Origin of the sequence: Lactobacillus sp. Sy-1 (assembly GCF_019303535.1) — a bacterium.
Classification (GTDB): Bacteria; Bacillota; Bacilli; order Lactobacillales; family Lactobacillaceae; genus Nicoliella.
The window spans coordinates 642,134-665,989 of record NZ_JACCIU010000001.1; the positions used below are offsets into that span (position 1 = coordinate 642,134).

Below are 23,856 nucleotides of genomic sequence, written 5' to 3' on the forward strand. Positions count from 1 at the left end.
TGGCGGCAACGGTAACCGCGTAAATAATCATCCCGTGTTTTTTGATAAAATTCAACACTGTATTGTGGTCCCCCCTAAGCTTGATTATGAGCCATGAAGTCGAGGATGGTCGCCTTATACAGCTTAATCATATCCAAATAGGTGGAAATTTCCACGTATTCATTTGGACTATGAGCAGTTGTGTTTCCGGGACCAAGCACCACGACATCCATTGTTTCGTTGCGTCTCCGAAACTCGGAAGCATCAGTTCCCAGTGACACCCCAATTGTTGGGAGTTCGTCTGGTTCGTGCATGGTATGAGCAGCGTGTTTTTGGAAGATATCGATCAAGTGGGTATGATTATCACTTTTGACCGGCAGTTCACTGTGTTCAACGGTTAATTCTAATTCCATTCCAGGTTGCGCGTTTAACTTAGTGATTAAATTTTGGAGGCGTTGAATTAGCTCTTCGTTTGAAACCTGAGGGATGGTTCTGACCTTGACGATTTCATATGCCAGGTCCGGAACGGAGTTAATTTGCTCACCCCCGTGGAAAATATCCGGTGAATAAACGGTCCGCCCCAATTCAGGATCCGATTCGGATAGGTTGGCGTAAAATTCTTTCTCTGCAAGGTAGTACTTAATCAACGAGTCGATGGCGTTAATTCCCATTTGAGGCATTGAACTGTGGGCAGCTTTTCCGCGGGCGGTAACTCGGTATGCCATCCATCCTTTGTGAGCCTTAATGATAAAGTGTTGTTCCAGTGCATCTGATAGGAACGCCTTTTTCAGTAGTGATTTTAAAACTTCCGGTTCAATGGTAACCCCATCACTATTAACGTATGAACGCAGCCCATGGAGTGATACCCCACTAGGTTCGGCAATTACGATTGCGTCCAGGTCGTCAACGTAGCCCTTATCAGTTAAATATTTGGATCCAGCAGCGGAAAGTTCTTCACCAATCGTTCCGATAAAGCGAATCGTTCCGTTGATTGGTTCCCCAGATTCGACTAATTCAATCATGGTAATTGCTAAATCTGCCATTCCAGCCTTCATGTCGGTGGCCCCACGACCATACATCCGGCCCTTTTTAAGGGTGCCAGAAAATGGTTCGGACTTCCACGTCCGTTCGTCTCCCTGGTGGACGGTATCCAAGTGACCAGAAAGGGCAATTTTAGGGTGCTCACCGGTCCCGATTTCGGCTACGATATTACTGCGGTTATGGAACTCAGCAACTAACTTGGCCTTAATACCATGGTCTTGGAAGAGCTTCAATAGGTATTCGGCAACCGCCGTTTCATTATCGTTAACTGACTTAATGTCGATTAGATCCTTTAAGATTTTAATTTTGGTTTCCTTTTCCATAAAGTCCTCCATAAGATGATATTTTAATTGAGCAGGTTTTCAATCATTATATTTTATAATTAGTTTAATATCAAATTAAAAAGGACTCCCGTTGTAAACGAGTGCCCCTAATTGGCTTAAAATTGATTCATTAACTTACCGACGGTGTAGTGAATAATCATCGTTAGAATCCCAATGATAATATTTCTGATGATGGCGGTCTTAACCAGTCCATTTCCTAATTTAGCACTTAAAAATCCAGTAATGGCCACCGAGATGATTACGGCACAGATGGTCCCGGGCCATTCGATGTTTGTTGGCAAAAGGGTCATTGCTGCTAGCGGGAGGATTCCACCTAAGGCAGCTGAGAAAAGGGATGAAAAAGCAGCGTTCCAAGGATTCATGTAGTGGCCTAACTGAATGTCGTTCTTCACGTTTACCATTGTTTCAAGAGGCTTTTTTTGAATCAGCTCCTTAGCAATTGCCCTGGCGGTTGCGGGGGTGATTCCACGGTCAACATAGTATTTTTGAACGGCCGTAATTTCACCCGCTAAATCGACTTTCAGGAGGTGTTCTTCAGCCCGAACGGCTGCACTTTCCGCATCTCGCTGGGAACTCACCGATGCATATTCACCCGATGCCATTGAAAATGCACAGGCGAGTAAATCCGATAGTCCAGCGACAAAAATAGTAAACTGGTTGGTTGTAGCGATTGCGACTGAGAATAAAACCCCCACGACAGTCAGAATTCCGTCATTTGATCCTAAGACACCAGCCCGCAGTGTGTTTAATTTTTCAGCCATGGTCTGTTTTTGCTTGGTCTTAACTTGTTGCATGTGAATCCCTCCTCCTATAAAGTCCCGATGATTTTACCAATTAAGTAGGTAATTACCATCGTTAACATTCCTGAAATAATGTTTCTAAGCATGGACCGATTCCGGTTCGCCTTACTAAGCACGGCTGCCGAGTATCCGGTAATTGCCAAAGCGATGATTACCGCAATGAATGTCATTTCGACTCTGAGGTGGCTCGGAAACAGTCCAATGGCTGCTAATGGTAGGATTGAACCAGTGGGAAATGAGATCATGGAAGCGATGGCCGCTGCGTATGGATTGGTGAATTCATTAACGTTAAACCCATACTTCTCACGGACCGTGGTGACTAATGAATCGCGACTCATCATTTCTTGAGTCGCCTTGGTTGCTAGGGTAGTGTCAATGCCATCGGCAATGTATTTTTGCTTCACTGCATCAAATTCTCCCTGGTAGTTATTGGCGAGGGCGTGTTTTTGGGAGTTAATGGCGTTACGTTGGGAATCTTTTTCAGTGCTGACTGATACCCATTCGCCCATTGCCATTGAAACAGTTCCGGCAATCATTCCAGCAATTCCGGAAATAAAAATGGCGAAGGAGTTAGTAGTGGCTCCCGCAACCCCAATTACAATTCCGGCAACGGATAAAATTCCATCATTGGCTCCCATTACGCTGGCCCGGATTACGTTGATTCTTTGTGCTAATGTTTGCTGCTTCACTTTAATCCACCCCTTTAAATAATTATTTTTATTACTTTATAATTATTATTAATTAACAACGCTTATTATAGAACCAGAAAAATAAAATGTAAAGGGTTTTGTTAAACTAAAATTAAAAGTTAGGTTACCTTGATATATTTTTTATGATAACGTATTTTAAGCCAATAAAAAAAGCGATTGCAATTCAATCGCTTTAAATGTAATTTAATTTTGTGGTAATGAATTGACGAAGGCCTGGTACGCAGACTCTTCACCAGTATCGGTTATGGTTGCTTCATCTGGCGTGATGCTTCCCTGGTGTAGCATCTCCTCTGGAAGCTCTACTTTGGCGGTAAAGGTAGCGTTACCAATCAATTGAATCCATTGCTTAGTGTTATTTGGATGCACAATGGTTTTGACCATTCCACCGGGGTTAGTGACCTCGATTGGCTTTTCAATGTCGACCATTTCTGGATAGTTTAGTGCAAATGCTAACGAAGTGGCAGACATCCCAGTTCCGCAGGCATTTGTAAACCCAACTCCCCGTTCATAAGTCCGAACGAAGAGACGGTTTTTCCCAATGATCTTAGCAAAGTTAACGTTGACCCCGTCTGGAAAGTAGGGGTTCTTTGCATTTAGTTGCTTGCCGAGGGTGCCCAGCGTGTCGTTTAAATCAGCATCGGTTTTTACAAAGCTAATTAAATGGGGATTAGGCACTGCAATGGTGGTAAATTTGAGGTGGTCATTTAATTCGGGAAGGGGTTGGTTAATGATTTTATCCATCCCTAAATTATCAAATGGAAAATCCTGTTTTTCATAACGAACAGGGGAAATTTCGACCGCAAATGCCACCACGTTCGGCGCTAAGTCCAGTTCGCGGTTAACCATTAAATCCGCAGCGGGAGTTTCAACTCTAAATGAATCTTGATGAAACTTATCCGAGAGGTATCTGGAGACACACCGAAGGCCGTTTCCACACATGGAAGCACGGCTACCATCGGCATTCACGACTTCCATGCGGCCGAGCGCGTCCTCATGGTCGGATTCATCAACGACTAAAACACCGTCTGCGCCACCTAGCAAGCTGGTTGGTTTACAGATGGTTTGGGCCAGCTTAGTCAATTCAGCTGCCGATAGGGGAGTTGCTAGTGCAGTCTGGTCCAGAATGAAAAATTGGTTTTCGGAACCGTGTACTTTTAATAGGTTGGTTGTAAGCATAAAATCAGTCCTCCTGGGAATTAAAAAATTGGTTGTAAATATCCAAAACGGCCCGGTTAGCATCAGCCTTACGGGTTCCTAACATAATTGAGATTTGAGAAGCTCCTTGGTTGATCATATTGACCTTGATGCCATCAGTGGCAAGCGGATCAATTGATTTACTAAGGGCGTTAGTTTGATTAACCATCCCTTCTCCTACGACCATGATGATCGAATAGTCTCGAATCCAATCCAATCGGTCGGGGTGGAGACTTTCGTGAATTTCCTTGCCCACCGCACGCATTTTTTCATCCGTTAACTGGCTATCTTCAAAGATAATGGTTAAATCATCAATTCCAGATGGCATGTGTTCGTATGAAATATCATATTTATAGAGGATTTGGAGCAGTTTAAAAGTAAAACCAACCTCCTTATTGAGTAGGTAGCGGTGAAGATAAAGAGCGGAAAAGTGTCCTGAACTAGCAACGCCTGTGATTTCGTGTTCTGATTGAAATGCGCCTTCTGGAACGATTAGGGTGCCTGGAGCTTCCGGTTCGTTTGTGTTACGAACGTTAATGGTAATCTGGCCCTCAATGGCTGGAATAATGGCTTCATCGTTGAAAACTGAAAACCCAGCGTATGATAGTTCGCGCATTTCACGGTAAGTCATTTTCTTAATGGGCATTGGATTTTTAACGATTTTAGGGTTAGCAGCATAGATGGCGCTAACGTCGGTAAAGTTTTCGTACATGGGGATGTTTAATCCGCGGGCAACGATTGAACCAGTAATGTCAGAACCACCCCGCGCAAACGTCGCGATGTTACCAGCCTTTGTGATCCCGAAGAAACCAGGAAAAATCAACTTTTCGTCACCGTAGCCAAAGTGGCCTAGGTTTTGGTAAGTTTCAGGCAAAACGGTTGCACTGTTGGGGTTATCACTAACCGTAATCCCAGCCTCACCAGGATCTACGAACCGCGAATTAATGCCGAGCTGGTTCAACACCATCGCCATTAATTCAGCGTTTAATTTTTCCCCATGGGCCTTAAATGCAGCCATTAGGTATTCATTATTAGGATACTTTTGGTCTGGCAGTTCCGTTAGTGTTGTCGGAATGATCTGAAATTGATCATCTGGAACGGAAAAGGCAGTAGCAATTTCTTGGTAACGGGCAATGATGGCCGCTAATACTTCACTGGAATCTTGGTTTTGAATGGTTTGGTTTGCGTACTTGATTAACAGATCGGTTACTTTGATGTCATCATCAAAGCGTTTGCCGGGTGCTGAAACAACGATGACTTGGCGACTGGCGTCAGCTTCAATAATGTCGATTACTTTTTGGTATTGGGCACTATTAGCTAATGAACTGCCCCCAAATTTGATGATCTTGGTCACTTGGATTCACTCCTATAATAATATTCACCCTGCATTCTAACATGATTAAAAATTTAATCAATAACCATAAGTAGCGTTAGACTGCGGTTATTTATATCAATATATAGAAATAAAAATGCTAAAAAAGATTTTTTATCAAAAACGGTTGACGAATGGTGAAAAGTGCTTTAGTATTTTAATTAATCGAAGAGGTCGCAACCAAGACTAGTAAGTCGATCGAGTCACTGTAATGACGAAGACGTTGATTGAAAAGTAAGGTTGCCGAAGTTAGCGGCTCATTACAGGGAGTTACTTGCTGGGACGTAGTTTAATAGACTGCGGACTGTCACGAGAATAATCTTGTGGAGCGCTTTCGACAATTGAAACCAAAAATTAAAATGGCTAAGACCGTTGGGATTCTTTTGTATGGACGTTTACCACATTCATACAGGGGAATCCCTTTTTTATTCTCGCAATCGGGGCGACCACTTCGCTAAATTATGGAGGGATTTTTTATGAACGAGCAAGTTAGTCAATCAGACATCAATAGCGCCGGCCATCTTACCATTGGTGGTTGTGACGCAGTAGAGTTGGCCCATCAATTTGGGACCCCATTAGTGGTTTATGACGTGGCACAGATCAAGAGTCAAATTCAACACTTCCAAGAAGTATTTAAAAATAACGACGTTGAGTATGCCGTTTGCTACGCAAGTAAGGCGTTTGCAAATACGGCAATGTATCAACTAGTGAACTCAATGGATTGTCACGTGGACGTAGTTTCAGCAGGGGAAATGAGCATGGCCCTGAATGCTGGTTTTCCGGCTGAGCACATGACCTTCCACGGTAATAATAAGTCTAAGGAAGAGTTACAAATGGCGGTTGATAAGCACGTTGGGGTGATTGCACTAGATAACTTTCATGAAATCGACCTATTAAATGAAGTCTTAGAATCATCAGATGCCAAGATTCAAGTCATGATGAGAATTACCCCCGGAATTTCGGCGCACACCCATGAATTTATCCAAACCGGCCAGGTTGACAGTAAGTTTGGGTTTGACCTGGAATCAGGCGAAGCGGAACGGGCGTTACAAGCAGTTTTAAAACGCCCCCGCATGGATTTGATCGGAATTCATTCCCACATTGGCTCGCAAATCTTTGAACTGAATGGATTTGAAATGGCAGCCGATAAGCTAGTTCAATTGGCAGCCGACTGGAAACAACGGTTTGGCTACGAAGCCCGTGTCATTGACGTTGGTGGTGGATTTGGGATTCGATACACCGAAGAAGATCAACCACTCCACCCCGAACAATTCGTGGATGCAATTATCAAAACAATTAAGCAGGCTAGTCAAGAGCATGGGCTTACCACTCCTGCAGTTTGGATTGAACCAGGCCGTTCAATCGTAGGACCAGCCGGCTACAATCTTTACACGATTGGATCACGTAAGGATGTGCAGGGGATTCGGTCATACGTTGCGGTTGACGGGGGAATGGGTGATAACATTCGCCCCGCCCTCTACGAAGCAAAGTACGAAGCCGTGGTTGCTAACCGCCCCGCTGCTGAAATCGTTGAGCACGTTCACCTAGCCGGGAAGTACTGTGAATCAGGGGACATCTTAATTGATGACCTGCCCCTCCCTGAAACGAAGCCGGGCGACGTGGTGGTAATGTTTGATACCGGGGCCTACGGATACTCAATGGCCTCCAACTACAATCTAAACCCCAAGCCCGCCATCGTATTCGTTGAGGACGGCAAGGCCACGTTAGTAACTAGAAGGGAAACCCCAGCTGATTTAGAACGGCTTGATTTTGGCTTAGACGGTAAATAATAAATATATAATAGTAGAAAAATTTAAAGGAGCAAATTGAAATGGCACAATTAGACGCACGTGAAATTATTAACTACATCGGAACTGCAGAAAAGAAAACCCCGGTAAAAGTATACTTAAAAGGGGACTTAGCAAAGCTTGATTTTCCCGCTGACGTAAAGGTATTTAAGGGGACCGATTCCGCAACTGTCTTCGGGGACTGGAAGGTTGTAGCACCATTACTAAAGAACCCAGCAGTTAGCGACTACGAAATTGAAAACTGGACCAGAAATTCAGCGGTTCCATTATTGGATCTTAAGAATATCAACGCCCGAATCGAACCAGGGGCAATCATCCGGGACCAAGTATTGATTGGTGATAATGCAGTGGTAATGATGGGAGCCATTATTAACATTGGTTGTGAAATCGGAGCTAACTCCATGATCGACATGGGAGTCGTAATGGGGGGCCGGGCCATTGTGGGTGAACACTCACACATTGGTGCGGGAGCCGTACTTGCTGGAGTAATTGAACCAGCCTCTGCCGAACCAGTGCGAATTGCCGATAACGTTTTGATTGGTGCCAATGCCGTTGTCATCGAAGGGGTCCACGTTGGTGAGGGAGCCGTGGTTGCAGCTGGGGCCATTGTTACCCACGATGTTGAACCATATACAATGGTTGCTGGAACCCCAGCTCGCAAAATCAAAGACGTGGATGCTAAAACCCAATCCAAGACCAGCCTAGAAGACGATTTAAGAAAGTTGTGATCAAATGCCAGCATTAGAAGAAGCCGATTTAATCCAGATTCGTAGACATCTCCATCAAATTCCAGAATTAGCACTCCATGAAACTAAGACTCACGCATACATTAAATCCATCATCAGCAAGTTTGACCAAAGCCACCTATTAATGAAGGAAATTGATGAACTCCCTACGGCCCTCCTAGTCAAGGTGGTGGGCAGCGCTCCCACGAAAACAATTGGCTACCGTGCTGATATCGACGCACTACCAGTAACCGAAGAAACTGGATTAGAATACGCCTCGCAACACGCTAATGTAATGCACGCTTGTGGTCATGATATTCACATGACGGTGGCATTGGGGACCCTTAGTTACTTTGCTAGTCACCAACCAAAAGATAACTTAATTTTCTTCTTCCAACCAGCCGAGGAAAGTGAAAATGGTGGGAAGCTAGCTTATGAAGACGGGGTGTTTGAGGGCCAATGGCGGCCGGACGAATTTTACGGACTCCATGACACACCTGATTTACCAGCCGGTGCGATTGGTTGCCGGATGGGAACCCTATTTGCCGGAACCACTGAAGTCAATGTTGACTTGATTGGGAAAAGTGGACATGCTGCATATCCCCAAAATGCGAATGATATGGTGGTAGTGGCCGCTCAGTTCATTAACCAAATCCAAACGATTATCTCACGGAGTATCGACCCGATTCAAAGTGGGGTGATTACCTTTGGAAAGCTCGAGGCCGGGACAATCAGAAACGTAATTGCCGGAAAGGCCCGGATTGAAGGGACGATTCGGGGGTTGACCCAGACGATGATTGAAACAATTGACGAACGAATTAAGGACGTTGCCGCTGGAATTGCCAGAAGTTACAATTGTGAGGTCAACGTTGAGTTGAACCAGGGGGGGTACCTACCGGTTGAAAACGATCCAAAGTTGACCGCTAACTTCATCCAATTTATGAAGCAAGACGACCGCGTCCAATTTATTGAAACTGAACCAGCGATGACCGGTGAAGACTTTGGGTACCTGTTATCCAAGATTCATGGCACCATGTTTTGGTTGGGTGTCGATGATGATTCCCAACTCCATGCTGCTACTTTTACACCACATGAAGAAGCGATTGTACCGGGCATCAATGCAATTACTGATTTCTTAGAATACCGAATGCAACAGGATTAAGGAGGAGTTTATTATGTTTGAGAACGCAGATTTAATGACCGCAATTATTACACCATTTGGTGCTGACGGCAAGATTGATTTTGATACCTTGGCAGAATTAACCGAACGGTACTTGAAGGAAGGCCACCGTGGCTTCGTCATTGGTGGAACCACCGGGGAAACGCCAACCTTGACCCATGATGAAAAGATCGATCTATACACCCAATTTGCCAAAATCGTTGATGGCCGCGCCCCAATTATTGCCGGAGTCGGGAGCAATAACACCGCTGAAACGGTTGAATTTACCCAAGAAGTTAGTCACATCAATGGGATCGATGCGGCCCTAGTTGTCGTTCCTTACTATAATAAGCCTGACCAACGCCGGATGAAGGCCCACTTTACGACGGTTGCGGACCAAGGCAACATGCCAGTGGTAATGTACAACATTCCTGGCCGGACTGGAGTAACGATGAGCAATGAAACGGTGCTTGAATTAGCAAAGAACCCCAATATCGTTGCGGTAAAGCAATGTACCTCAATGGAAGATCTAGAATACTTAGTGCAAAATGCACCAGCTGACTTCGCCGTCTTCAGTGGTGAAGATGCGCAAGCACTATTTGCTAAGGTGATTGGGGCCCGCGGCGTTATCTCAGTGGCTTCACACATCTATGGCCCTGAAATGCGTGAAATGTACGATGAATTAGAAAGTGGCAACTATCGCAAGGCCGGTGCCATCCAAAGACACCTAACGCCATTGATGAGTGCATTATTCATGTACCCATCACCAGCACCAGTTAAGGCGGTCTTAAGTGCTCAAGGCTATCAAGTTGGGGATTCTAGACTCCCAATCTTGCCACTTGATAATGAAGAAAAGCAGGAATTGGCAGTTAGATTAGGACTTGCTAAGGATGCACTAAATCATAAGTTAGGAGAACTAGCATAATGGTAAAAATTTTATTAGCCGGATTTAATGGTTCAATGGGCCAAAAGGCAATCACGATGATTAATGAAACCCCCGAATTCGAATTGGTGGCAGTTTACGCCCCCAGCGCTGATCAACCAGCATCAGCTTACGGATTATCCGATTCAGTAAAGGTGTTCAACGACTTAGCAACGATCGATTCCGATGCTGATGTTTGGATCGACTTTACGGTTCCCGACTCAGTTTACGCAGACACTAAGTTCGCAATCGAACACGGCTATCACCCCGTTGTGGGGACTACCGGATTAACTGATGATCAGGAAGCAGAATTAATCAAGCTCTCCCAGCAAAAACAATTGGGAGGATTGATTGCACCTAACTTTGGGTTGTCAGCAGTACTATTGATGAAGTTTGCTAAACAAGCTGCTCAATACTTCCCAGATGTTGAAGTAATTGAAATGCACCACGAAGATAAAAAGGATGCTCCTTCCGGAACCGCGCTTAGCACTGCCAAGATGATTGATGAAGTGCGAACCCCACACGAACAAGGGGATTCAAAGGAAACCCTTGCTGGTTCACGTGGTGGAGATTATCATGGGATTCGGATTCATGCGGTTCGATTACCCGGCTACGTTGCTCATGAGCAAGTTCTATTTGGTGGTTCGGGAGAAGCTTTAACAATTCGTCAAGACTCCTTTGATCGTTCGTCTTTTATGCAAGGAGTTAAAGTTGCAGTTAAAAATGTTAAAAAATTGCCCGAATTAGTTGTAGGATTAGAGAATCTTTTGTAAAATTAAGATAATTCTAATTAATATGAATTAAAAACTTTTATCAGAGAATAAACAATTCAGGAGGAATCAGCGATTATGCCTAATTTATCACCAAAGCTTAGCCGGGTTTACAATCAACGACTAGACTTAGTAAAACCATCAGGAATTAGAAGTTTTGATAAGCAAATTTCCAGTGTTGATGGGATTGTAAAGCTTACGATTGGGGAACCAGATCTAAATACCCCTGAACACATTAAGGAAGCTGCGATTAAGGCGATTCAGGATAATGATACCCATTATTCAGCTCAACCAGGGACGATTGAATTGCGGAATGCGATTCACCACTACCTTTCAATTTCCCGGGGACTCGAATACGATCCTGAATCTGAAATCATTGCTACCATTGGGGCAACTGAAGCACTGTATGCGACCTTTGAAACCATTTTGAATCCTGGGGATAAGGTAATTTTACCTACCCCAACCTTCGCACTTTACGAACCAATCGTGACCCTATTGGGTGGCGAAGTGATTAATGTTGATACTTCTAAGGATAACTTCGTTCTTACTCCAGAAAAACTTTCCGAAGTATTGGACCGGGAAGGTGACTCTGTTAAGGCAGTGTTATTGAACTACCCAAGTAACCCAATTGGGGTTGAGTACTCAGAATCATTAATCAAGGGGCTAGCTGACGTAATTAAGGCCCACAATATTTTCGTGCTTTCCGATGAAATTTACTGTGAATTAACTTACGGTGTGGAACACCACTCAATCGCTGAATTCATTCCAGAACAAACCATTTACATTAACGGGGTTTCTAAATCGCATGCCATGACCGGTTGGAGAATCGGATTTGTGGCTGGCCCCCATGAAATCGTTCAAAAGATTACTAAGACCCACGCATTTATGGTTACTTGTCCATCTGACATTGACCAAGCTGCGGCCACTGAAGCCCTTCAAAACGGCCTTGATGACCCAATTTCAATGCGGGCAATTTACGAACGGCGGCGCGATTACATTAGCAACCGCCTTGACAAGATGAACTTTAAGACCGCTTTACCACAAGGGGCCTTCTACATTTTTGCTAATATTCCAGCTAATTTGGAACAAGACGACGTTAAGTTTGGCTTAACCCTGGCTAAAGAAGCTAAGGTCGGCGTGATTCCAGGGAGTGCATTTGGTCCTGGTGGTGAAGGATACATTCGGATGTCATACGCTGCGTCCGACGAGGATATTAAGACGGCAATGGACCGCATTGAAAAGTTCCTTGCTGAACAAATCTAAAACAAAGGATGATTTAATATGAAAGAATACAATGTCGCAATTCTAGGTGCTACCGGTGCCGTTGGAATGCGAATGATCGATCAATTAGCTAATTCAACGGTTCCTGTTAAAAGCATTAAGTTACTAGCTTCTAAGCGTTCAGCTGGTAAAAAAATGAAGTTCAAGGGTCAAGAAGTGACCGTTGAAGAAGCAACTCCAGAATCCTTTGATGGTGTTGATTTAGTCTTAGCTTCCGCTGGTGGAGCTGCTTCTAAGAAGTTTCTGCCAGAAGCCGTTAAGCGGGGGGCAGTGTGTGTTGATAACACCAGTGCTTATCGGATGGATCCAGAAGTTCCATTAGTGGTGCCAGAAGTAAACGTTGAACAATTAAAGAACCATAAGGGGATTATTTCTAACCCTAACTGTTCAACAATCCAGATGGTAGTGGCCTTACAACCAGTCTTTAAAAAGTTTGGTTTGAAGCAAATCGTTGTTTCAACTTATCAAGCTGCTTCTGGTGCTGGTCAATCAGCATTAAATGAATTTTATCAACAAGCTCAAGACTACCTTGACGGTAAGAAGATGCAATCGAGCATCTTACCAACTGCTAGTGATAAGAAACACTACCCATTAGCATTTAACCTTTTACCACAAATTGATGTCTTTGAAGAAGATGGATACACCCATGAAGAATGGAAAATGATCCATGAAACTAAGAAGATTATGTTAAACGATATGAATGCTAGTGACATTAAGGTCACTGCTACTTGTGTACGGGTGCCAGTGCCAGTCTCACATGGGGAATCCGTATACTTTGAAGTGGATGACAAGAATGCTTCCGTGGAAGATATTAAAGCAGCCATTCGTGATGCAGATGGGGTAACCCTCCAAGATGATCCTGATCATCAAGTTTATCCACAACCACAAACTGCTGAAGGTCATCGTGAAACCTTTGTTGGTCGGATTCGTCCAGATCAAGAAAACAAGGGGGCATTCCACCTGTGGGTTGTTGCTGACAACCTCTTAAAGGGAGCAGCATGGAACACGGTTGAAAATGCTGAACGCCTGGTTGAACAAGACCTGGTACATGTTCCTGAAGATCATTACCAAGCTAAATAAAAATATTGTCGTTGCCAATAGGAGGTTTTAATCTTGAGTCGAAAGATTCCAAACATTATGGGTACTCAACACCCAGATAACGCTAACATTCCATTCTTTAAGCATACCCGTCCATTTGTTTCAGCTGCTCGTGAAATTGACGAAGCATACGAAAACTTTTCAAAGTTAGATGCTGATGAATACATGTGGGACTGGGAAGGAAAGCATGCTGATGCATCAGTAATTAGCCGGCTTTACACTGAACACTACGAATATTTCAAAAAGCACCCACTTGGTGAGGATAAGTTCTTAACATTCCGGTTGCCTAATATTTGGGAAGAAAAGGGTTATAGCTTAATGCAAGCAATGACCACTATGTTATTAGCAGAAGATTTTGCCAAGGATCTTGGTTTCAAGAACCGTCCATTATTTGAAGCTATCTTACCAATGACCCAATCAGCCGATCAACTTTTTGAAATGGAAGAAAAGTTCTCCCGATTAGCTCACTTTAAGGATAAGGAATTTAGTCAAGGATTCAAGAATGCAGATACTCTTCAAATGATTCCATTGTTTGAAAGCTTCGAAGCCCAATTAAATGCTCCTAAGGTATTAAAGAAGTTTGTTGAACTCTACAAGGAACACTTTAACCGTGAAGTACCGTACCTGCGGGTGTTTTTAGCTGGTTCAGATTCAGCCCTTTCAAATGGGTTCATTAACAGTATTATCGGAAATAAGCTTGCTTTGACTAAGTTAGCTGAATTTTCTGATGAAGCTAACATTCCGGTTTACCCAATTGCCGGAACTGGGAGCACCATCTTTAGAGGGGGTCTTTCACCATTAATGATCGACCGTTACCTCCAAGAATTCCCTGGTTTAAAGACCGCTACGATTCAATCTGCATTTAGATACGATTACCCATTAGACGTTGTTAAACCTGCAATTGAAAAGTTACGGGAAGGACTACAAAATAATGATTTCCATCCAATTAAGGATGAAGATCAAAAGGTGCTTTTGAGCATTGCTGATAAGACTGCTAAGCAATATCACGAAACGCTTGACCCATTGATTAACGACCTTCAACCAATTTTTGATGCCTTTCCAAAGCGGCGTGACCGTCACCAACACGTTGGTATCATTGGATACTCACGGGACGTTGATGGTTACAAGATGCCACGGGCAATTACGTTTACTGGCGCCCTCTACTCAGTAGGGGTGCCACCAGAATTGATTGGAACTGGTCGGGTCTTACAACGGCTCAGCAAGAAGGAATTCGAAACTTTAGTTAAGTACTATCCAAATATTCGTCACGACTTCGCACATGTTGCCAAGTACTACAGTCCTGCTGCAATGGCTGCTTTAAAGAAGAATAACCCTGCATGGGAAGCCGTTGAACAAGACGTTCTAGCATTGGACGAACTATTTGACATTCAAGCTGGCCCCACTAATGATGATCAATCCAAGCATGCTGAATTAGCAGCTGACTTAGACCGGATTAACGATAAAGAAACTAGAACCATGCTAATTGAAAGACAAGCTAAGTTACGGAGTTTCTTAGGTTAATTCAATAATTAACACCAACTAAAAAATCAGATTGAAAAATTAATTTCAATCTGATTTTTTTATTGCTTTAATTTTGCCGCGCAGGCTTTGCAAAGTCCATAAACCTCAATTTTAGATTTGGTCGGAGTAAAGTCAGGCTCTTGGTCACTAGTAATTGATTGCAACTCTTGATCTAACTGATTATATTTGGGATATTTAATATCCATAATTTTGCCACAGTTCTCACAAATTGCGTGAAAGTGAGGGGTGCCAAAGAAGTCGAACCGAACCCCGCCATCTTTATTTGGTAACTGAATAATGATATTAAGATCCTCAAATAACCGAAGGGTATTATAGACGGTCGCCATGCTAAGGTTTGAAAAATCTTTTTCTAACGCTTTATAGATGGTCTCAACGGAAGGATGATTATGGTGATTAATCAGGTATTTCAGGATAATCTGGCGTTGAGGAGTAATCCGAACGTGGTTTTCCTTTAAGATAGCAATAGATTTATCGTAAACGGATTCGTTTTTCATATTTATAACCTCCTGCCACTTTATAAAAATTATTAATTAGGTTTGCTTATTTCCTAATATAGAGGAAGTTTAGTAAATAATCAAATATTTAATCCAATTTGTAACAAATCTTAAAGATTAGTCTATGATTGCCATGAATTAATATGGTGGCTGATTCCGTGAAGGAGACTCTCAATACTATCTCTAACCTCGGATTCATTAAACTGCATATTAAATGGGTGCATAGTCTTAATTCTTACATCAACACCATCATGATCTAAGTTGGTGATGGTGATAATCCCCATCAATTTTCCTTGCTTATCACCAAGTCCCCAACATAGTTCGCTTCCGCCCATCACCCGGCGCATTGTTTCGTTAATCCAGCGACTGGTGGCTTCAAGATTGCTGGGTTGATTCAATTCTGCCCGGAGTTGGGTAACGGCGGGCAGTTTAAATTTAGTGAGCCAGTCTAACCTGTAGTTGGCAGTTAGGATCGGGTGGAGTCCTTCAAAGTGATTCAAATCAAAACATCTCCATAATCAAAGTTACCCCGATTATACATTGCTAGTTTTAGGAAATAAAGCATCCCGCATATCAACTTCATCTTGAACGGAGACTTCACAACAGCCACCAATCCACTTTGCATTAGCGGCCTGCCATTCCTTAGCAGCTTTACCAAAGCTAAACGCAGTGGCTTGCGACCATTCCTTAGTTTTGGGGTCGTAGTGGGCGCCTGAATTAGGAAATACAATGAATGATTGATCATGATTAGTTTGGTGTTCAGTCAGGTACTTCAGACCGGGAACCGTAAATTCAGGATGGTTACAGTTGAAGCCGTACGCAATTACGTTTGGAATTGTTTCCAGGAGTTCTTGAACGGCTAGGAGGTCGGTACCATCACTAATGTGGTGTTCATCGCGAATTGAACAGGAGATAAAGGCATCGACATTCGGGTATTTACTGAGGAGGTGTTTGATGGCTTTTAGTTCGGTAATGTCTGGAATCGTTTCGAATGCGAGAATGTCCACTCCAGCATCCACTAGGGTTGCCAGCCGCTTTTCATGGAATGTGATTAGGGCCGCTTCACTGATGCCGTAGTTACCAACGTATTCGGAACCATCAGCTAGAAAGGCACCGTAAGGACCAATCGCACCAGCGACCCAGGTGGTTTGGGGAACGTTGACTTCGGCTTGTGCCGCACGGGCCAGTTCAACTGACTTCTTAATTAATGCCACTGCCTGTTCCTCAGTGTATCCAGCATCCACAAAACCGGGCACGCTGCCCTGGTAGGTATCGGTAACGGTGAGGTTGGAACCGGCGTTGAGGTAGTCTTTGTGAATCTGTTTAACGATGTCGGGATGACTGTCGAGGGCGCTTGCGGTCCATAGTTTGTTATTTAATTGAATGTTTCGCTGTTCTAATCCGTATGACATTGCACAGTCGATTAGGATGGTTGGTTGGGCAGCTGCCCATTGCTTAATTTTGCTCATTTTGAATTCCTCCATTGGTTTGGTTTAATTTTTTACGATAGATTAGTTGATAGTACCCGTAGCACAGAATTGAGAATGGAATTCCGACTTCCAGTGCGATTCGTTGGTTCGGGTCGGATGCAATCCCAACTAATGAAATCAAACAGATGATGATAACCAGCCACGGGACTAGTGGGTAGGCTGGAGTCCGGTAACTAAGGTCACTGACTTGATGCCCAGTTGCTAGAAATTGCTTTCGGAAGTTTAACTGGGCCCACCCAATGATTAACCAGACCGTGACTACCGCAAATGATGAAATGGCAGTCAGGGCTAGGTAGACTAGCTTTGGTGAGTAGATACTGGAAAAGAGTGCTAACAAGCCACCGAAGATGGTGAGTAGTAACCCATACACCGGGATCCCGTGCTTACTTAACTTAGCCAGCCGCTTGGGAAGGGTCTTTTGATCGGCAAGCGACCAAATCATCCGTGATGCAGCATATACGCCGGAGTTAGCAGCGGATAATACGGTTATGAACAGGATAAAGTTCATGATGTCACTAGCGTATGGAATTCCCGAGTTATCCAAAACAGCGATGAATGGACTATCAGTTAAAGCTGCTGATTTTTGGGGAAGGAGTGCTCCCATGACGACAATCGTTCCGATAAATAAAACAATTAAAATGACTAGGGTTTGAAAGATGGCCTTTGGAATCGCTTTTTTGGGATTGTCGGTTTCGCCGGCAGCAACGCTAATCATTTCAGTTCCGGAGAATGCAAAGTTAGCGGCTAAAATGACTGAAAAGATAGGGGCAAAGCCATTTGGGAACAATCCGGGTTTGACGATTTCCTTAAAGAACGGGGCAAAGTTAGCGTGGTGAACCGGCACGATTTTAAAAATCATGCCCAGGCCAATGACGATAAATGCTACTAACGCCAGTACCTTTACAATCGACATCCAAAATTCAGCCCGGTTAAATAGGGTGATGTTAAAGGAGTTAATTGCAAAAATTAGTCCAGTAAAGATGATCGTTAGAATCCAGGTCGGAATCGACGGGAACCACTTTTGAATCAGGATTGCAAGGGTAACGAACTCTGACCCCAGTGCAATCGTCCAGGTCAACCAGTATAGCCAGGCGGTAACAAAGCCCACGCCCGGACTAATGTATTCACTAGCGTACCGGTGAAATGCCCCGGTATTGGGATCATGCACGGTCAATTCACCCAAGCAGAGCATGACTAGGCACACCAGCAGGGCTCCGATTCCGTACGCAATAATTGTTCCAACGGCCCCAGCTGACTGAATCAGATATCCGGAACTCATGAAAATCCCGGTCCCGATGACTCCCCCGAGACTCAGGGTAATTAAGTGTCGACTCTCCATCGACTTTGTAAATGATTGCTTTGCCATTAAAAAACATCCTTTCAAATAAAAAAAGCATCCGCCTATAAAAGGACGAATGCTCGTGGTACCACCTTAGTTTGTTGATTCTTAGAATCAACCTCAATCCGAAACGAATTCATTTCGGTCCACTATATCGGGTGGCGATCGTCATTAGCTAACTATTCACTAATGAAGAGCTCAAAGACCATCTTTCATCAGTTCGTTCCAATCCATTTTCACCAACCATGGACTCGCTAGGTGTGAACGACTGATTACTTTTTCTCATCAACGCTTAATTTATTATTTAATCGTTATTATATTATAATTAAATTTTTTGTCAAATTCTAATGTTGGGTGACGGTATCATTTCGGTTTTAATTAAAAATATGTGATAATATAGGGGTAAGCAACTCAACACTAAAAATAAAACGAAAAGGACGAATGATGATGATTGAAAAATTTTTAATCGGAACATACACCAAGCGAGCAAGTAAGGGACTTTACGAAGTTGAATTAGATACTGAAAAGAAACAACTACAAAACCTTCAACTACTTGCAGAAGCAACTAACCCAACCTACGTAACACTATCCAAGAAGAACGTAATTTACTCCGTTGCTAAGACCGTTAACGGCGACGACGTTCATGGTGGGGTTTTGGTTCTTGATGGTAAGGAACGTCCAGCAGGGACCATCGAAACTGACTACGATAAGGGAACTAATCCCGCTTACATCTCAGTTGATGAAGGCCGCCAATTAGTTTACACTGCTAACTACCATACTGGAGTAATCAACGTTTACAAGATTGCTTCTGATGGGACGCTAGCAAAGGTGGATGAAGTAAAGCACGAAGGTGAAATTGGTCCCCGTCCAGAACAAGCTGACGGTGCCCACCCTCACTTTGCTGACTTAACTCCAGATGGCCGCTTAGTAGTGGTTGACCTTGGGCAAGACCGGGTTTACCTCTACGACGTTAGCGATGCCGGCAAGTTAAGCGAAGTTAGCTACTTAGACATGGAAGATGGCTTTGGCCCTCGGCACATTCGTTTTGATGCTGACAAGGGGGTTGCATACCTAGTTGGTGAATTAAGTAGTAACGTGGCTGTTTTAGATTACGACGTTGTCGCTGGTAAGTTCTCCGTCCGTGAAGTTCACTCTACGATTCCAGAAGACTGGACTGCCCACAACGGTTGTGCTGCAATTCGGGTTTCTAAGGATGGCCGTTTCGTATACGTTTCAAACCGTGGAAATAACACGATTGCAGTATTCGAATCAGACGCTAAGGGAAGCCTTAAGTTCGTAGAACGCGCCTCAGTTGAAGGTGACTTCCCCCGTGACTTTAATTTAAATGCTGATGAAAGCCTCTTAGTAGTTGTTAACCAAGAATCAGATAACGGAACCGTTTTCGAACGGAATGCCGATACTGGTAAGTTAACGGTGGTTCAAAAGGACTTTTCAGTGCCAGCCGCTGTTTGTATCGCCCGTGAAGATGAATTTTTAAAATAATTAAATGATTTAAAATAAAATAACCTGTCCTAGTATTTCTAGGGCAGGTTATTTTGGTTGGTGGTAATCCCAAAAAGATTTAATTTGTTGGCTGAGTTGTGCTGGAGTGGCCACCGATTGGACAAACTGCCAACTAGCTGGAAAGAGGCTGCGATAACGTTGCTCGTTAAAGCGCCGGTCCATTAATACGACCACGCCCTTATCGGTAGCGGTCCGAATCAACCGGCCTGCAGCTTGAATGACGTGGTTCCAACCGGGAAGTTGGTAAGCATAGGTAAAGCCATCACCAGTTTCCGCATCAAAGTAGTCGCGCACCATGTTAGTCTCCTCGTTCAACCCGGGTAGGCCAACGCTGATGATGCCAACGCCAATCAGTTGGTTGCCACTTAGGTCAATTCCCTCGGCAAAGATGCCACCTAGAATGGCAAAGCCCACCACTAATGATTGATCGTCGTTAGTAAAATGCGCAAGAAACTGGCTTCGTTGGCCCGAATCCATGTTGCGTGCTTGGTAGACTAACTGCACCTCCGGATGCTGAGTTGTGAAAAAGGTTTGCACCTGCTCCATGTACTTAAAGGATGGAAAGAAGAATAGGTAGTGACCTGGTTTAGCGTTGATGGTTGCCATGATTGCAGCGGTAATTTTAGGGATGCTAGTGGAGCGTTGGTGGTAGGTAGTTTGAATCGAACTAGTGGTTAAGATGAACTGGTGGTCGGCAGGAAACGGTGAAGGGAGGCGGTAAGTGATACTATCTTCCTCATCGCCAAGCACCCGCTGATAGTAACTGACTGGCGAAAGGGTGGCGGAAAAGAAAATCGCACTGCCACCGAGTGCCAGGGTTTCAGCAATAAATTGACTGGGATCCATACAAAACTGGCGAAAGGTAATTGTCAGGCCGCTTCTAATTAACCTAGTTCGATAGATTTGTGAATCGTAAAGGTCGTTAATTTTTAAGTAGCTAAGGCATTTAAGATAGAATTCGATAACTTGTTCAGTCGTTTGATCATTAGCCTGCTTAGGCAGCCACCGGTGAATGTCTAAAACGGCGTCATTTAGGTGTTGAACGATATTATTGAGGGGGTCTTCAAAGACCATTGTCTTAACCTGCTCCTTCCCCAACAACCGGTAGTAGTGGGCAAACGAATTCTTAATTGTTTGGAGCCGCTTGATGATGCGCTCGTTTTTAGCGGGGTCTTTCTTGAGTAGCTGAATCAAATCAGTTAACCCCCGGTTAGAAATTTCAGTTGAGTACATCTCACGGGAGCGGCTCACCAGGTTATGGGCCTCATCGACCAAAAAGCAGTTGCGGTCATCGGGAACCGTAAAGTAGCGGGCTAGCTGGACCTGCGGGTCAAAGAGGTAGTTGTAATCTCCGATGATCACGTCACAAAACTCGCTTAGGTCAAATGAAAATTCGAATGGATCGATTTGGTACTGTTTGGCGAATTGTTCCACCACGGCCCGGGTAATTTGATGGTGGTGGTTTAAAACATCCTTTAACGCGGGCTTTAACCGGTCGTAGTAACCAATCATGTACGGATTATCCTCCGGGGCTAATTCACGGGCTTCCTCAAACGTAATTTGCTCCTTGGCGGTAATCGTAATGCTTCTGGCTTGCAGGCCCTTTGTGGCCATTAGTGCCATGGCATCCTCAGCCACCCGCCGGGTACTTTGTTTGGCAGTTAGGTAAAAGCACCGGTCGATCACTTCTTCACCCATTGCCTTAATTGTTGGAAACAGGGTCGAAATCGTTTTCCCAGTTCCGGTTGGCGCCTCCGCAAAGAGGTGCTTTTCCAATACGATCGTTTTGTACACCACCGCTGCTAGGTCGCGTTGTCCCGTTCGAAACTTAGGGAACGGGAATTGAAGTTGGCTAGCGCTTTCAATGCGTTGCTGGGTCAGTTGTTCCCTAAGGACGAGCCATTCCCGGTACTCAGCGATGACGTGGTCGAAGAACTGTTGCGCAGCTTGTTTAGTAATGGTGCGCTGTTTACGGGTGATGTGTTGTTCTGGGGTTTGGACGTAGGTGAGTTGCATTGTTACCTCATCCACATCCGCTTTAGTGGCCATTAGGAGGTAGGCATAAATGGTTACCTGCCCCCAGTAGAGCTTTAAAATGCTGTCCGGGAGGTCCGCAAATTCGACGTCTGAGGTTTTAATTTCCTCAATTACCGGGGTTTGATTCATGATGATTCCATCGGCCCGCCCGTTAATGAGGTAGGGATGGTCATTAATAGTCACCATTTGATCCAGGATTTGCTCGGATTGATAATTAGCTTCGCCGTGCTGATTTTGAATCCTGCGGTGAATTTTGGCTCCCTGTTGACTGGTGTTTTGACTGTTCAACCGGGCGTTTAAATCCCCGCTTCTGAGCGTGAATTTGATTAGGTCACGGACCCCAATCTTAATGGTTGCCATGTAAATCCCTCCTTAAATTGTTACACTTTGCTTAATTAGTAATTATGTAGAAACGTAGTTTGAGTAGAATCAACAATCTAATGTTATCATTTTGAGTTAATATCTATTAAAATATAAGTATAGAATAAGTTGAAGGAGATTATTAAGATGATTAAAATCGTTACTGACTCAACATCATTGATTACAGAAGAACAGGCAACCAAATACGGAATCACGGTGATTCCATTAAACGTACTAATCGGCGACGAAGTTTATAAGGATGGGGTGACGATTACTGGAGAAGAACTAGTTAACTACATTGAAAATAATCCAGATAAGGCCTTTCCTACCACTAGTCAGCCTGCAATCGGGGACTTCATTCAAATTTATGAAGACTTGACCAAGGATGGCAGCCAGGTGGTTTCCATTCACATGACCAACATCTTAAGTGGGACCGTTGACACTGCTCAGCAGGCAGCACGGATGATTGGTGAAGACAAGGTTACGGTTATTAATTCCCACACCACTGACCAAAACCTCGGTCAAGAGGTACTAGCAGCTGCCAAGCTCGCCCAAGATCCAGCCACGAAACTCCAGGACGTAGTAGACCGGGTAAATCAAATCATTGATCACAGCAAGCTCTACATTGCGGTTAGCACCCTGAAAAACCTTGAACGCGGTGGCAGAATCAGCCGGGTGAAGGGAATGATTTCGAAGCTATTTAATTTGCACGTGGTTTTACAATTAACGGATGAAGAATTAGGGGTCCAGGCAAAGGGTCGCGGAAACAAAACGTTGAAGAAGTGGGTCCGTGAATACGTAGAGTCAATTAAGGGCCAAGACCTTCAATTTGTTGGTCTCAGCTACACTGGAAGTGAAGAATTTCCGCAGTTTGTTAAGGAACAGGTTCAAGCTGAGTTTCCAGATGTGGAAGTAAGGATTATGTACACCAGCGCAATCGTATCGATTCATGCCGGCATTAATGCATGTGGGATGGAATTTATCTTTAAATCCTAATTAAAGGGCCACGATAATCTTTTTGATGATGATAATGACTGCTGCTCCGGTAATCGGGCCCAGGGTTGGAATCCAGGCATAGTTCCATTGGGAGAGGGCTGGGTTAAACTTATGTGAGAAAAACGCTCTAGGCACAAGGTCCCGCGTCGGATTGAATGCCGCCCCGGTAATTGGACAGATGACGGTAATACAACAAGCAACCACTAACGATGAAATCGTGATGTTTAAAAAGGAATTGAATTTGAACAATCCGATGACCTGCGAATTGATTGCAATCACGGCCGTTCCCCCGGCTTCCCACAAGAAGTTACGGAGGTTATGATTTACCTTGCTTGGAACGGTTGCATAGAAGTTCAAGTTGACCGGTAGGGTGTATAGCCAACGTTCCCAAATCGTCCAAGTGGTTTGGGCTGCTAGCCAGGCGGCTGCAATTTGGGCAATCATTTCACCTAACATAATTAAAATTGAAATCTGGCCATTAACTGCCTGAACCGCTGAAAAGACCGGGTTATAATTTGAAGTGCCAAAGATTAGTCCAGTCACCAGCGAAGCAAAATAAATGCTTAATCCCCAGTATAAACCAGTAATGTATCTGGTTTGGAGCTTGGGATATAAGAAGTAGTTAATTAATTCACTGATTCCGAAACCGAGTGTGAGCATTAAGTATGTACCAATAAACTCGCCAATAATTAAATTCATTTGGAGATTTCCTCCCAGTTAATATAAATTGAAAGATCGCCGCAGGCGGTCTTTTTATTTTGGATATTGAATTCGAATAACCTTATTATAGCCAATTTAGGAGCAATATTAAAGCAGTTAATTATGAATCTAATCATTTTGAATGTTTGTTTAAATATACAATTATTTTTTG

At 43.9% G+C, this 23,856-nt stretch carries 21 protein-coding genes, 1 riboswitch and 1 other annotated feature; of the genes, 10 read left to right on the plus strand and 11 right to left on the minus strand.

All coding sequences use genetic code 11. The annotated features are described in order from the left end of the window. Positions 1 to 74: 74 nt before the first annotated feature. The 5 genes from HZL42_RS02360 to HZL42_RS02380 all read right to left on the minus strand — a co-directional run bounded on the left by HZL42_RS02360 (position 75) and on the right by HZL42_RS02380 (position 5,422). Entirely contained in the window at positions 75 to 1,343 is a 1,269-nt protein-coding gene (locus HZL42_RS02360) for a M20/M25/M40 family metallo-hydrolase (RefSeq protein WP_219054106.1), read from the minus strand. Between the two features lie 116 nt (positions 1,344 to 1,459). Continuing rightward, on the minus strand, positions 1,460 to 2,158 hold the full coding sequence (locus tag HZL42_RS02365; protein ID WP_219054107.1) for a VIT family protein: 699 nt from the start codon (positions 2,156 to 2,158) through the stop codon (positions 1,460 to 1,462). A gap of 14 nt (positions 2,159 to 2,172) precedes the next feature. Further along, the gene (locus tag HZL42_RS02370; protein ID WP_370629291.1) at positions 2,173 to 2,859 is read right to left on the minus strand and encodes a VIT family protein; all 687 of its coding nucleotides are present in this window, start codon (positions 2,857 to 2,859) and stop codon (positions 2,173 to 2,175) included. Positions 2,860 to 3,057: 198 nt separating this feature from the next. Next, entirely contained in the window at positions 3,058 to 4,050 is a 993-nt protein-coding gene (gene dapF, locus HZL42_RS02375) for a diaminopimelate epimerase (protein WP_219054108.1), read from the minus strand. Between the two features lie 4 nt (positions 4,051 to 4,054). Then, positions 4,055 to 5,422, minus strand: a complete 1,368-nt coding sequence (locus HZL42_RS02380; RefSeq protein WP_370629279.1) for an aspartate kinase — start codon at positions 5,420 to 5,422, stop codon at positions 4,055 to 4,057. A gap of 178 nt (positions 5,423 to 5,600) precedes the next feature. Next, a riboswitch (Lysine riboswitch) is annotated at positions 5,601 to 5,783 on the plus strand. Between the two features lie 133 nt (positions 5,784 to 5,916). On the opposite strand from HZL42_RS02380, the gene lysA reads away from it, so the two are divergent. The 8 genes from lysA to ppcA all read left to right on the plus strand — a co-directional run bounded on the left by lysA (position 5,917) and on the right by ppcA (position 14,724). Then, entirely contained in the window at positions 5,917 to 7,230 is a 1,314-nt protein-coding gene (gene lysA / locus HZL42_RS02385; RefSeq protein WP_219054109.1) for a diaminopimelate decarboxylase, read from the plus strand. A gap of 41 nt (positions 7,231 to 7,271) precedes the next feature. Then, on the plus strand, positions 7,272 to 7,976 hold the full coding sequence (gene dapD / locus HZL42_RS02390; RefSeq protein WP_219054110.1) for a 2,3,4,5-tetrahydropyridine-2,6-dicarboxylate N-acetyltransferase: 705 nt from the start codon (positions 7,272 to 7,274) through the stop codon (positions 7,974 to 7,976). Between the two features lie 4 nt (positions 7,977 to 7,980). Further along, the gene (locus HZL42_RS02395; RefSeq protein ID WP_219054111.1) at positions 7,981 to 9,135 is read left to right on the plus strand and encodes an N-acetyldiaminopimelate deacetylase; all 1,155 of its coding nucleotides are present in this window, start codon (positions 7,981 to 7,983) and stop codon (positions 9,133 to 9,135) included. A gap of 13 nt (positions 9,136 to 9,148) precedes the next feature. Beyond that, complete coding sequence (gene dapA / locus HZL42_RS02400; protein ID WP_219054112.1) at positions 9,149 to 10,057, plus strand: 4-hydroxy-tetrahydrodipicolinate synthase; 909 nt, start codon at positions 9,149 to 9,151, stop codon at positions 10,055 to 10,057. Next, a complete protein-coding gene (gene dapB, locus HZL42_RS02405; RefSeq protein WP_219054113.1) occupies positions 10,057 to 10,827 on the plus strand; it encodes a 4-hydroxy-tetrahydrodipicolinate reductase in 771 nt (256 codons plus the stop codon). Before dapA ends, dapB begins: the two co-directional genes overlap by 1 nt. A gap of 75 nt (positions 10,828 to 10,902) precedes the next feature. Next, entirely contained in the window at positions 10,903 to 12,087 is a 1,185-nt protein-coding gene (locus HZL42_RS02410; protein ID WP_219054114.1) for an aminotransferase class I/II-fold pyridoxal phosphate-dependent enzyme, read from the plus strand. Positions 12,088 to 12,105: 18 nt separating this feature from the next. After that, the gene (locus tag HZL42_RS02415; protein ID WP_219054115.1) at positions 12,106 to 13,185 is read left to right on the plus strand and encodes an aspartate-semialdehyde dehydrogenase; all 1,080 of its coding nucleotides are present in this window, start codon (positions 12,106 to 12,108) and stop codon (positions 13,183 to 13,185) included. A 57-nt stretch (positions 13,186 to 13,242) separates the two neighbouring features. Beyond that, positions 13,243 to 14,724, plus strand: a complete 1,482-nt coding sequence (gene ppcA, locus HZL42_RS02420) for a phosphoenolpyruvate carboxylase (protein WP_219282839.1) — start codon at positions 13,243 to 13,245, stop codon at positions 14,722 to 14,724. Positions 14,725 to 14,783: 59 nt separating this feature from the next. On the opposite strand, the gene HZL42_RS02425 is transcribed toward ppcA, so the two are convergent. The 4 genes from HZL42_RS02425 to HZL42_RS02440 form a co-directional block, all read right to left on the minus strand. Further along, complete coding sequence (locus HZL42_RS02425; protein WP_219054116.1) at positions 14,784 to 15,239, minus strand: Fur family transcriptional regulator; 456 nt, start codon at positions 15,237 to 15,239, stop codon at positions 14,784 to 14,786. A 122-nt stretch (positions 15,240 to 15,361) separates the two neighbouring features. After that, a complete protein-coding gene (locus HZL42_RS02430) occupies positions 15,362 to 15,739 on the minus strand; it encodes a hypothetical protein (protein WP_219054117.1) in 378 nt (125 codons plus the stop codon). Positions 15,740 to 15,772: 33 nt separating this feature from the next. Beyond that, positions 15,773 to 16,708: a homocysteine S-methyltransferase gene (mmuM, locus tag HZL42_RS02435; RefSeq protein ID WP_219054118.1), complete on the minus strand. Its 936-nt coding sequence runs from the start codon at positions 16,706 to 16,708 to the stop codon at positions 15,773 to 15,775. Continuing rightward, positions 16,695 to 18,095: an amino acid permease gene (locus HZL42_RS02440; RefSeq protein WP_219054119.1), complete on the minus strand. Its 1,401-nt coding sequence runs from the start codon at positions 18,093 to 18,095 to the stop codon at positions 16,695 to 16,697. Before HZL42_RS02440 ends, mmuM begins: the two co-directional genes overlap by 14 nt. A 38-nt stretch (positions 18,096 to 18,133) precedes the next feature. Continuing rightward, positions 18,134 to 18,366, minus strand: a binding site (T-box leader). A gap of 149 nt (positions 18,367 to 18,515) precedes the next feature. Here HZL42_RS02440 and HZL42_RS02445 point away from each other — a divergent pair. Further along, the gene (locus HZL42_RS02445; RefSeq protein WP_219054120.1) at positions 18,516 to 19,571 is read left to right on the plus strand and encodes a lactonase family protein; all 1,056 of its coding nucleotides are present in this window, start codon (positions 18,516 to 18,518) and stop codon (positions 19,569 to 19,571) included. Between the two features lie 48 nt (positions 19,572 to 19,619). Here the strand turns inward: HZL42_RS02445 and HZL42_RS02450 are convergent, their stop codons facing one another. Then, positions 19,620 to 21,989, minus strand: a complete 2,370-nt coding sequence (locus HZL42_RS02450; protein ID WP_219054121.1) for an ATP-dependent DNA helicase — start codon at positions 21,987 to 21,989, stop codon at positions 19,620 to 19,622. A gap of 147 nt (positions 21,990 to 22,136) precedes the next feature. On the opposite strand from HZL42_RS02450, the gene HZL42_RS02455 reads away from it, so the two are divergent. Further along, positions 22,137 to 22,985 (plus strand): DegV family protein, encoded by an 849-nt coding sequence (locus tag HZL42_RS02455; protein WP_219054122.1) that lies wholly within the window; start codon positions 22,137 to 22,139, stop codon positions 22,983 to 22,985. On the opposite strand, the gene HZL42_RS02460 is transcribed toward HZL42_RS02455, so the two are convergent. Continuing rightward, on the minus strand, positions 22,986 to 23,684 hold the full coding sequence (locus HZL42_RS02460; protein ID WP_219054123.1) for an aquaporin: 699 nt from the start codon (positions 23,682 to 23,684) through the stop codon (positions 22,986 to 22,988). Positions 23,685 to 23,856 lie beyond the last annotated feature (172 nt).

Coding starts and splice junctions, on each gene's coding strand:
- HZL42_RS02360 (WP_219054106.1), bottom strand. CDS start 1,343: ATGGAAAAGGAAACCAAAATTAAAATCTTAAAGGATCTAATCGACATT.
- HZL42_RS02365 (WP_219054107.1), bottom strand. CDS start 2,158: ATGCAACAAGTTAAGACCAAGCAAAAACAGACCATGGCTGAAAAATTA.
- dapF (WP_219054108.1), bottom strand. CDS start 4,050: ATGCTTACAACCAACCTATTAAAAGTACACGGTTCCGAAAACCAATTT.
- lysA (WP_219054109.1), top strand. CDS start 5,917: ATGAACGAGCAAGTTAGTCAATCAGACATCAATAGCGCCGGCCATCTT.
- dapD (WP_219054110.1), top strand. CDS start 7,272: ATGGCACAATTAGACGCACGTGAAATTATTAACTACATCGGAACTGCA.
- HZL42_RS02395 (WP_219054111.1), top strand. CDS start 7,981: ATGCCAGCATTAGAAGAAGCCGATTTAATCCAGATTCGTAGACATCTC.
- dapA (WP_219054112.1), top strand. CDS start 9,149: ATGTTTGAGAACGCAGATTTAATGACCGCAATTATTACACCATTTGGT.
- dapB (WP_219054113.1), top strand. CDS start 10,057: ATGGTAAAAATTTTATTAGCCGGATTTAATGGTTCAATGGGCCAAAAG.
- HZL42_RS02410 (WP_219054114.1), top strand. CDS start 10,903: ATGCCTAATTTATCACCAAAGCTTAGCCGGGTTTACAATCAACGACTA.
- HZL42_RS02415 (WP_219054115.1), top strand. CDS start 12,106: ATGAAAGAATACAATGTCGCAATTCTAGGTGCTACCGGTGCCGTTGGA.
- ppcA (WP_219282839.1), top strand. CDS start 13,243: ATGGGTACTCAACACCCAGATAACGCTAACATTCCATTCTTTAAGCAT.
- HZL42_RS02425 (WP_219054116.1), bottom strand. CDS start 15,239: ATGAAAAACGAATCCGTTTACGATAAATCTATTGCTATCTTAAAGGAA.
- mmuM (WP_219054118.1), bottom strand. CDS start 16,708: ATGAGCAAAATTAAGCAATGGGCAGCTGCCCAACCAACCATCCTAATC.
- HZL42_RS02440 (WP_219054119.1), bottom strand. CDS start 18,095: ATGGCAAAGCAATCATTTACAAAGTCGATGGAGAGTCGACACTTAATT.
- HZL42_RS02445 (WP_219054120.1), top strand. CDS start 18,516: ATGATTGAAAAATTTTTAATCGGAACATACACCAAGCGAGCAAGTAAG.
- HZL42_RS02450 (WP_219054121.1), bottom strand. CDS start 21,989: ATGGCAACCATTAAGATTGGGGTCCGTGACCTAATCAAATTCACGCTC.
- HZL42_RS02455 (WP_219054122.1), top strand. CDS start 22,137: ATGATTAAAATCGTTACTGACTCAACATCATTGATTACAGAAGAACAG.
- HZL42_RS02460 (WP_219054123.1), bottom strand. CDS start 23,684: ATGAATTTAATTATTGGCGAGTTTATTGGTACATACTTAATGCTCACA.